The 5,363-nt window shown below is 48.2% G+C and carries 9 protein-coding genes; 6 read left to right on the top strand and 3 right to left on the bottom strand.

The genetic code is table 11. The annotated features are described in order from the left end of the window. From ACWVCM_RS10620 to ACWVCM_RS10595, 6 genes are all read left to right on the top strand, one after another. A partial coding sequence (locus tag ACWVCM_RS10620) for a hypothetical protein (RefSeq protein ID WP_455201726.1) occupies positions 1–2,500 on the top strand: 2,500 nt, incomplete at its 5' end. Between the two features lie 11 nt (positions 2,501–2,511). Next, a complete protein-coding gene (locus ACWVCM_RS10615) occupies positions 2,512–3,024 on the top strand; it encodes a hypothetical protein (protein ID WP_455201725.1) in 513 nt (170 codons plus the stop codon). Beyond that, complete coding sequence (locus ACWVCM_RS10610) at positions 3,025–3,534, top strand: class I SAM-dependent methyltransferase (RefSeq protein WP_455201724.1); 510 nt, start codon at positions 3,025–3,027, stop codon at positions 3,532–3,534. After that, positions 3,531–4,001 carry a hypothetical protein gene (locus ACWVCM_RS10605; RefSeq protein ID WP_455201723.1) on the top strand — a complete coding sequence of 157 codons (471 nt, stop codon included), beginning with the start codon at positions 3,531–3,533 and terminating at the stop codon, positions 3,999–4,001. Before ACWVCM_RS10610 ends, ACWVCM_RS10605 begins: the two co-directional genes overlap by 4 nt. A gap of 23 nt (positions 4,002–4,024) precedes the next feature. Then, the gene (locus ACWVCM_RS10600; RefSeq protein WP_455201722.1) at positions 4,025–4,435 is read left to right on the top strand and encodes a hypothetical protein; all 411 of its coding nucleotides are present in this window, start codon (positions 4,025–4,027) and stop codon (positions 4,433–4,435) included. After that, positions 4,410–4,691, top strand: coding sequence for a phage fiber-tail adaptor protein (locus ACWVCM_RS10595; RefSeq protein WP_455201721.1), 282 nt, complete (start codon positions 4,410–4,412; stop codon positions 4,689–4,691). Before ACWVCM_RS10600 ends, ACWVCM_RS10595 begins: the two co-directional genes overlap by 26 nt. Here ACWVCM_RS10595 and ACWVCM_RS10590 read toward each other — a convergent pair. From ACWVCM_RS10590 to ACWVCM_RS10580, 3 genes are all read right to left on the bottom strand, one after another. After that, positions 4,688–4,969: a hypothetical protein gene (locus tag ACWVCM_RS10590; RefSeq protein WP_455201720.1), complete on the bottom strand. Its 282-nt coding sequence runs from the start codon at positions 4,967–4,969 to the stop codon at positions 4,688–4,690. The two genes, ACWVCM_RS10595 and ACWVCM_RS10590, sit on opposite strands and share 4 nt — an antisense overlap. Then, positions 4,956–5,138, bottom strand: a complete 183-nt coding sequence (locus ACWVCM_RS10585; protein WP_455201719.1) for a hypothetical protein — start codon at positions 5,136–5,138, stop codon at positions 4,956–4,958. Before ACWVCM_RS10585 ends, ACWVCM_RS10590 begins: the two co-directional genes overlap by 14 nt. Positions 5,139–5,157: 19 nt before the next feature. Beyond that, positions 5,158–5,363: hypothetical protein (locus ACWVCM_RS10580; protein ID WP_455201718.1), on the bottom strand; the 206-nt coding region annotated here is incomplete at its 5' end.

Here is a 5,363-nt window from a genome sequence, read left to right as displayed (position 1 = left end):
GTGGGATGGTGAAGCTGACGGTTTCGCGCGGTATCCAACCAGTACCACGAAAGCGGCATCGTCCATGACAACGATTTCTCTGGACGGAAACACGGACACAAATGACACTGACTATATTTATGGGCAGTGGATTTCAGATCCCATTGAGTCGCAAACAATTACCGCACAAACGGTTAAGGTACAAATTCGGGCATCTGAGGAAAATGCCAAGCACGACCAATATTTATCCGTGTCAATTCGTGTTTTGTCTAATGATGGATCGACAGTGCGTGGCACTATTTGTGAATCACGTGACGATACTGAATTAGAAGAAGCAACGCTGACAAACCGATCATACTCTGTCACATCAACACAAGTCGTGGCCAGCGCAAATGACCGTATTGTTATTGAAATAGGTACAGGCGGCGACCCAGGACCGCCACAAAACTCACATGACGCTGATGTCGCGATAGGCGATATATCGGTTTCAGACTTACCAGAAAACGACACAGAAACCACAGCTTATAATCCGTGGGTTGAGTTTACACAAAACTTATCTTTTGCTGGTGGTGATCCACAAGTTGACATTACCGAGGCAGCTACGACAGGCGAATCGGTTACAGTTGCGCTTGGTAATCTCACATCATCTATCAGCGAGTCTGTAACCACTGGCGAATCGGTGCAAATGCGCCTGGATTCGTTTATAGCCATCACCGAGCCAGTTACGACAGGGGAGTCAGTTACAGTTTCCTTATCTGCCTTGGAAATTAACATTACCGAGGCTGTGACGGTTGGCGAATCTCCCACCATTGCTTTAGCTGACTTGGCTATTGGCGTAACCGAGCCGTCCACGACCGGCGAGTCGATTAATGTATCCGTTTCTACTGGTGTGGTTGATCTGGACATTAACATCACCGAGCCGGTTGATGTTGGTGAATCTCTCACGGTTGCTTTAGACGCTCTGGCCATTGGCGTAACCGATCCAGTTGATGTCAGCGAGTCAACGACTACTGCCCTGGATGATCTGGCTGTTGGTGTGACTGAGCCGGTTGACGCTGGTGAAAGTGTAGCAACCGAACTACCTGATGCTCTGTCCATCAATATTACCGAGCCAGTCACGACCGGCGAATCTGTTGACGCAAAACTATATGGGTATCCGTACCTAATTACGCTCGGTATTGGCACGCCAAGTGGCATCCCGCAGTTCATTCTTTTTGGTCTTGCGCCGGATACCAGTGGGCTGCTCAGTATCAATATCACCGAGCCTGTAATTACAGGTGAATCGGTCAGTGTCGCACTAGACAACCTAACTGCTGACATTACTGAATCGGTTACGACCGGCGAGTCGGTTAGTATAGAACTGGAAACAACTATCGACATCACCGAGCCGGTCACGACTGGCGAGTCAGTCAGCGTACAGCTTGACGATCTGGCCATCAGCATCACCGAATCTGTAACCGTTGGCGAGTCGGTTAATGTCACCATTCCTGTGGCCGGTGAACTTTACGTTAATATCACCGAGTCGGTGACAACTGGCGAAAGCGTATCGGTTGCGCTAGACGATCTGGCCATTTCCACAACCGAGCCAGTAACCGTTGGCGAGTCAGTCAACGCTATCTTAGAAAGTTTCATAGCTATAACCGAAGCCGTCACGACAGGCGAGTCGGTCAACGCTATTTTAGAAAGCTTTATCAATATCACTGAATCTGTAACCACAGGCGAGATCGTCGATGCTTTGCTAGAAGCACTAATAAGCATCACCGAGCCTGTTAATGTTTCAGAAGATGTCACCGTCACGTTGCCTGACCCGCTGGCGATTGACATCACCGAGCCTGTTTCCGTTGGTGAGTCCGTTAATGTTATTGTACCTGTTGCTGGTGAGTTATACATCAACATCACCGAATCGGTAACTGTTTCGGAAAGCGTCACTGTCACGTTACCTGACCCGTTGGCTGTGAGTGTGACCGAGGCTGTTACCACAGGCGAATCTGTTAATGTCGCGTTGGACGATCTGGCCATCACTGCTGCTGAAGCAGTTGATGTTGGCGAGTCGCTAAATGTTTCTGTTGGCGTGCCGTCCAACTTGACAATTAGTATTACCGAGACTGTGACCGTTAGTGAAACAGTCAGCGTGGCATTGGATGATCTGACTGTTTCGGTCACAGAGCCGGTAACAACTGGCGAAACGGCACTGGCTGTGCTGCCTGACGCACTGGCCATATCTGTTACCGAGCCGGTTGACGTATCTGATATAATTACTGTTGATCCGTTGGGTCTGGCAATATCTGTTGTCGATGCGGTCAGTGTGGGTGAGGGAAGAACCGTAGCCATTCAAGGCATTGCCTATGAAATAAATATTACAGAAACGATTTCTGTAAGCGAGGCTGTATTGATCAGCATATTTATGCCGACACCAGCAGATCGAACATACTATATATACGCTGATGACAGGACGTACACTGTAGTCTCTGATGACAGGGTATATGATATTGAATCTGAAGATCGTGTATACACAATTTAAGAGGTTTAGAAATGAGTGATCACAATAAAGAGCTGGCGGCTTATATTGCCGCCAAACCGGAACCCGTAGGCGATGGGATCAAGGTGCGTGGTTTTTATCGCGTGCAGATCGAACAACCTGGGGGATTCGGTATCGCAGGTGATTCTGGTTGGTTGGAAAACCAGATAACCAATGAGGGATTTGAGAACCTTTGCCAGTTGCTTGGCGGCATTGCTGGATCAAGTGCAGTAACCCACTTGGCCATTGGTACGGGAACTATCCCTGCTAGCAACGCCACTACCTTGCAGGGCGAAGTGGATAGTCGGGCAGCAGTTTCCACTGCTGTTAATGGCAGTACAGCGATGCAGTTTACGGCAACGTTTGAGAGTTCTGACAATTTCCTGTCTGGGCAATCAAATATTCGTAACGTGGGCTGCTTTGCTACCAGCAGCGGCGGATCTCTTTTGGCTGGTTCCACCTATTCGTCAAGTTCCTGCGATACCAACCAAAATGTGAACGTCACCTATACGTGGACGTTTGCATAAATGGATATTGATGAATTAATCAGGCAAAACCAGGGCATATTTCTTGATATAGGTTGCGGCGAGATGAAGCAAGAAGGCTTCATTGGGATGGATATTCGTGACCTTCCTGGCGTGGATATTATTCACGATGTTGAGGAATATCCCTGGCCCTTGCCTGATGAATGTGTCAAAACGGCAATGGCCAGCCATCTGGTTGAGCATATCAACCCGCATAAAGGCGGCTTCTTGCGATTTATGGACGAAGTGTGGCGAGTGATGAAAGTTGGTGGACAATTTGCCATCGCCACACCTCATGGCAGTAGCCAAGGATATATTCAAGATCCAACACATTGTAATCCCTGCAACGAGGCAACCTGGGATTATTTTTGTCCCGAGCGTGTCACTGATTACGGTGTAGTATTGTGGACAATTTACAAGCCAAAACCCTGGCGCATCAAAGCACTTACCGCGCACCCTGCGGGTAATATGGAGTTGGTGTTAATTAAACTGGCAGGAGTGGAATACAAATGAGCGATAAACCTTGGCAAAAAATAGATGCAAACAGCAGTGGCTACACTATTGATTTGGAAAAGAATGACGATACTGTAGTCAATCCCAAACTGATCGTTGGAACAGCAACAACGGGCATGGTGCGGGTTGAGTGGATTCAGGCCCGATATGGTCTGGTGTTCCCGACCAATTGGGGCTGGGTGCAGTTATGGCAGTATACTGGCGTGCAAGGCTTGTATCCTTTGGGCTACCAAGTGGATGACGCACAGAACTTAATCGTCATGAAGGCGATGGAACAGGATTATGACTGGGTTCTGCTGTACGAACATGATATGCTGCCCCAGCCAGATGCTATGTTGCGTTTTGCTGAATACATGAAAACGGAACTGGTTCCTGTTGTATCTGGCTTCTACTTCACCCGATCTATGCCTAGTGAGCCATTGATCTACCGGGGTAGGGGACGCTGGCCTATGAAGATTTCGACATAGGCGATAGAGTCTGGTGCGATGGCGTGCCAACGGGTATGCTGCTTATTCATACGTCAATACTCAAAGCGATGTGGGAAGATTGTGAAGAATACCAAGTTGGATCAACAACGCTCAGGCGAATATTCAATACACCCAAGAAAGCGTGGTTCGATCCCGAAACTGGTGGTTACAACACCGTATCTGGTACGTCTGATTTGGATTGGTGTAAGCGAGTCATGGAAGGTGGATACTTTGAGAAAGCTGGCTGGCCAGAGTATCAAAAAAAGGAGTTCCCCTTTCTAGTTGACACCAACATTGCTTGCGACCACATCAACAACGACTTGGAAGGCAAGCGTTTCCCACCCGGGGGTGTCTACAAGTATTGGACATCAGTAAGGGAAGCAAGACGGAAAGCAAAAGAGGCTATCCATGAAAACGGTAACGAAAGATCCTGATGAAACTCTAGACTACAAGTGGGATTGGTCCGAATGGCTATCGTCTGGGGTGCTGATTAGCACAGCTACCTTTTCACCTGCAACTGGCATAACCGTTAGTACGTATGCAATTTCTGATGGTAATACGTCTGTTGTAGCCTGGGTGACTGGTGGCACCGTTGACAATGACTACCGGATTATGTGCGAGATTGAAACAGACAATAGTCCTGCTCACACTGCGAACAGGACTATGGTTTTCCAGATTCGGGAGCGTTAGCCAAGACCGAACAATTGTGCTAACGCGCCTAACACCACGCCCATCACCAGCATGATAATGCCCCACTTGCTGAAAGTGAGGACGATGTGCATGTTGGTGGCTGGGCCGACTTCACCCTCTTTGATGCCCAAATGCTCTTTACCATCAGGACTGTGTACCCAGAAGGTTCGCCGCCGACCATTATCGGTGCGGCATTCGTAAACTTCACAACCAGCACGCCGCGCATCCTCAACGGCATTAACGCTGTGTCGGTATCGTTGTTGCTTAAATATTGGCATTTTCCACCTCTAATTCCTCTGCGTCCATCGGTACAATTTTGACTGCATCAGCCTGCGGCGACCAGTAAACGTAATTGTGCTTCAGGGCGCTGATGTACTCGGCTATTTCTTCTTCATTTAGATCCGCTACATCTTTTTCAAAGACCAGCGTCATTACTACGTATTTCATTTATCACCTCTCTACTAATTTATAGCCCTGACGATAATTTTCGCAATGCCGGGGCTGATAAGCGCATGTCTGAATCAACAATTTCATTAGATGCAGACAGTAATCTTGCCCTTGAAACGCCATAAGCGTGAGCCATAAGCGTTTCTTGCTGCACTATCTCGCGGCGCAACTCAGGATCTTTAACAACAATCATGCCTTCAAGGGGAACGATACCAACTGTATATC

Source organism: Kaarinaea lacus (genome assembly GCF_975902315.1).
The sequence above is the reverse complement of the archived record's forward strand: the minus strand, read 5'-3'. Positions and strand labels throughout refer to the sequence as shown.

Bases quoted from the DNA above. Each gene is read 5' to 3' on its own strand.
- ACWVCM_RS10590 (WP_455201720.1), bottom strand. From the start codon at position 4,969: ATGCCAATATTTAAGCAACAACGATACCGACACAGCGTTAATGCCGTT.
- ACWVCM_RS10605 (WP_455201723.1), top strand. From the start codon at position 3,531: ATGAGCGATAAACCTTGGCAAAAAATAGATGCAAACAGCAGTGGCTAC.
- ACWVCM_RS10595 (WP_455201721.1), top strand. From the start codon at position 4,410: ATGAAAACGGTAACGAAAGATCCTGATGAAACTCTAGACTACAAGTGG.
- ACWVCM_RS10585 (WP_455201719.1), bottom strand. From the start codon at position 5,138: ATGAAATACGTAGTAATGACGCTGGTCTTTGAAAAAGATGTAGCGGAT.
- ACWVCM_RS10615 (WP_455201725.1), top strand. From the start codon at position 2,512: ATGAGTGATCACAATAAAGAGCTGGCGGCTTATATTGCCGCCAAACCG.
- ACWVCM_RS10610 (WP_455201724.1), top strand. From the start codon at position 3,025: ATGGATATTGATGAATTAATCAGGCAAAACCAGGGCATATTTCTTGAT.